Annotated in this window: 3 protein-coding genes; all 3 read left to right on the top strand. The window is 72.7% G+C overall.

The window, feature by feature from the left end; translation table 11 throughout:
* The coding region (locus tag WBP48_RS11050) for a dihydrolipoamide acetyltransferase family protein (protein ID WP_424440337.1) at positions 1 to 915 on the top strand (915 nt) is incomplete at its 5' end.
* A 7-nt stretch (positions 916 to 922) separates the two neighbouring features.
* Positions 923 to 2386 (top strand): dihydrolipoyl dehydrogenase, encoded by a 1464-nt coding sequence (gene lpdA / locus WBP48_RS11045; protein WP_424440334.1) that lies wholly within the window; start codon positions 923 to 925, stop codon positions 2384 to 2386.
* Between the two features lie 246 nt (positions 2387 to 2632).
* The coding region (locus WBP48_RS11040; RefSeq protein WP_424440331.1) for an allantoate amidohydrolase at positions 2633 to 3372 on the top strand (740 nt) is incomplete at its 3' end.

The raw sequence follows: 3372 nt of genomic DNA, 5'->3' as shown, positions 1-3372 counted from the left end.
CCCGCCCGCTCCACGCGGGACGACTCCGCCGTGCCGGCGACGCCGGTCGCGCGCCGACTGGCGGCCTCGCTCGGCATCAACCTGCACGACTGCCGCTCGACCGGCACGCGCGGGCGCATCTGCCGGCTCGACGTCGAAGAGGCGGCGCGCCGCTTCGGCGTCGGACAGTCCGCCCCCGCGGCGGGGGCCACGCCGGTCGTGACCCCGTCGGCATCCGTCGACGAGGCGCCCACGGTCGTGCCGTTCACCTCGATGCGACGCACGATCGCCCAGCGCCTGCGGGCGTCTGTGCAGACCTCCCCGCACTTCCGGGTGCATCAGGAGATCGTGCTCGACGACCTGCTGGCGCTGCGGGCGCAGATCAACGCCTCGGTTCCCGGGGTGAAGATCTCGGTCAACGACCTCATCGTCAAGGGGGTCGCGACCGCGCTGATGCGGGTGCCCGACGTCAACGTGCAGTTCGACGAGGCGTCGCAGAGCGTGTTGCGTTTCGCACACGCCGACGTCGCGGTCGCCGTCGCGATCGACGACGGGCTCATCACGCCCATCGTCCGCAGCGCCGACGTCAAGCCGATCTCGCAGATCTCGCGCGAGCTGTCGGAGCTCATCACGCGGGCGAAGGCCGGCAGGCTCACGCCCGACGAGTTCCAGGGCGGCACCTTCTCGGTGTCGAACCTCGGGATGCTGGGGGTGACGGCGTTCGACGCCATCATCAACCCGCCGCAGGCGGCGATCCTCGCCGTCGGCGCCGGCATCCGGCGTCCCGTCGTGCTCGACTCGGGTGAGATCGCGGCGCGCACCGTGCTGGAGGTGAGCCTGTCGAGCGACCACCGCGTCATCGACGGCGCGCTGGCGGCGACGTTCGTCGGCGAGCTGAAGGCGATTCTGCAGTCGCCCGCGCAGATGCTGGTGTGAGGCGACGATGAACGAGAGAACTCCCCTGCAGCAGCAGGCGGACGCCTTCGACGTCGTCGTGGTGGGAGGCGGTCCGGGCGGCTACGTCGCCGCGATCCGGGCCGCCCAGCACGGCCTGCGGGTTGCGCTGGTCGAGCGGGCGGAGCTCGGCGGGGTGTGCGCCAACTGGGGCTGCATCCCGACGAAGGCGATGCTCCACGGCGCCGACACCGCCCACGCGATCGCCCAGGCGAGCCGTGTCGGGTTCGATGTCGCCGGCGTCGTGTTCGACATGGCGTCGCTGGTGGCGTACAGCCGCGGTGTCGTCGCCCGCCTCACCGGCGGCATCGCGTCGCTCATGACCGCGAACGGGATCGAGGTCGTCCGAGGGACGGCCACGATCCCGGGCAAAGGTCTCGTCGCGGTCGCCCTGACGACGGGCGGCTCCCGCGAACTGCGCGCCGACCACACGATCCTCGCGACGGGCGCGCGCCCCCAGGCCATTCCGGGAGCGGTGCCCGACGGCGATCGTGTGTGGACGTCGACGGATGCCCTCCGGCCGAGCGATCGGCCCGCCTCGCTCGTCGTGATCGGCTCCGGTGCCATCGGGGTCGAGTTCGCGAGTCTGTATCGCGACCTCGGCACCGAGGTGACGCTCCTCGAAGCAGCGCCGCGGATCCTGCCCGTCGAGGACGAGGACACGTCGCGGTTCGTCGAGAAGCAGTTCGCGGCGCGCGGCATCCGAGTCTTCACCGGGGCATCGGTCGGGGGCGTCTCGCCCGACGCCGACGGCGTCGATACGGTGTTCCGCGACAACGGCGGCGCCGAGCACACCGTACGCAGCGAGCGCGTACTCGTCGCGACCGGCGTCGCGGCCAACTCCGAGGGCCTGGGCCTTGAGGCGCTGGGCGTGCGCATCGAGCGCGGCTTCATCGTCACCGACGAGTGGTGCCGGACCGGCGTCGCGGGCCTGTACGCGATCGGCGACGTCGCGGGCGCGCCGTGCCTCGCGCACAAGGCGAGCCACGAGGCGCTCGTGTGCGTCGACCGGATCGTCGGGGTCCCCGGCATCCATCCGCTCGACCGGGACTTCGTGCCGGGCTGCACCTACAGCCGGCCGCAGGTCGCAAGTCTCGGGTACACCGAGGCGCAGGCGCGCGCGACGGGACGGGAGATCCAGGTCGGCACGTTCGACCTGTCGGCCAACGGCAAGGCGCTCGCGGCCGACGAGGCGACCGGGTTCGTCAAGACGATCTTCGACGCCACGACGGGCGAACTGCTCGGCGCGCACATCGTCGGCCCGGAGGCCACCGAGCTCATCGCGGGCTTCGGCATCGCGCACGATCTGGAGGCGACGGCCGAATCGCTCGCCGAGACGATCTTCGCCCACCCGACCGTGTCGGAGGCGATGCACGAGTCGGTGCTCGCGTCGCTCGGCCGCGCGCTGCACTGGCCGCCCGCTCGCACTCCGCGCATGCTCGCGCGGGTGTGAGCGGTCCCCGGCGGTCTCGACGACGCCCGGGCGCGTCCGGTGAGGCAAGATGAGACGGAGCCGACGGTCGGATGCTGCCCCTCGGGGCCCCGGCCGTCGGTTCCTTCTTGAGTCGGGGCGCGCGCGTGAGCCGGGTCCGGGATACCGGACAGCACGTCGGTGAGGCGTCTGGCCGCCCGGCGGTGGGCTCTCGTAGCCTGGGACGACGGGCATCCGCCCGGCATCCGTCCGACTCGGAGAGGCCACATGAGCGTCACGCGCCTGCTCGAGAGCATCCGCACCGTCGGCCGCGACCCGAACTCCGGTGGCTACTACCGGCCCGTGCTCTCGACCCCCGAGCTGGACCTGCGCTCGTGGTTCGTCGGCGAGGCGCAGCAGCGCGGGCTCGACGTCGAGACAGACCGCAACGGCATCCTGTGGGCATGGTGGGGCACGCCCGCGGCGGGCTCGGTCGTCACCGGCAGCCACCTCGACTCGGTGCCCGGCGGTGGGGCGTTCGACGGCCCGCTGGGCATTGCGGCGGCACTCGAAGCCGTCGACGCGCTGCGCGCCCGCGGCACGAATCCGCAGCGCTCGCTCGCCATCGCCGTCTTCCCGGAAGAGGAGGGCTCGCGCTTCGGCCTCGCGTGCCTCGGCTCCAGGCTGCTGACCGGCAAGCTCCCCGCCGACCGTGCGAGGACCCTGACGGATGCCGACGGCAATACCCTCGCGGATGTGTTCGCGCGCGGCGGCATCGACCCGACCCACCTCGGCCGCGACGACGAAGCGCTCGCTCGCATCGGGTGCTTCGTCGAGTTGCACATTGAGCAGGGCCGCGGGCTCATCGACCTCGACCGGCCGATCGGGGTGGGGTCGTCGATCCTCGGCCACGGGCGCTGGCGGGTGCGCGTGCGCGGTCAGGGCAACCACGCCGGCACGACCGCGATGGCGGATCGCGCCGATCCCGTCGTTGCGGCGGCCGCGATGGTCGGCGCCGTCGCCACGAC

Source organism: Microbacterium sp. (assembly GCF_049661145.1).
Classification (GTDB): domain Bacteria; phylum Actinomycetota; class Actinomycetes; order Actinomycetales; family Microbacteriaceae; genus Microbacterium.
This window is presented reverse-complemented; position numbering and strand designations above follow the sequence as displayed.

What these genes read in the sequence shown, in the direction of transcription:
- lpdA (WP_424440334.1), top strand. Translation starts at nt 923, where the DNA reads ATGAACGAGAGAACTCCCCTGCAGCAGCAGGCGGACGCCTTCGACGTC.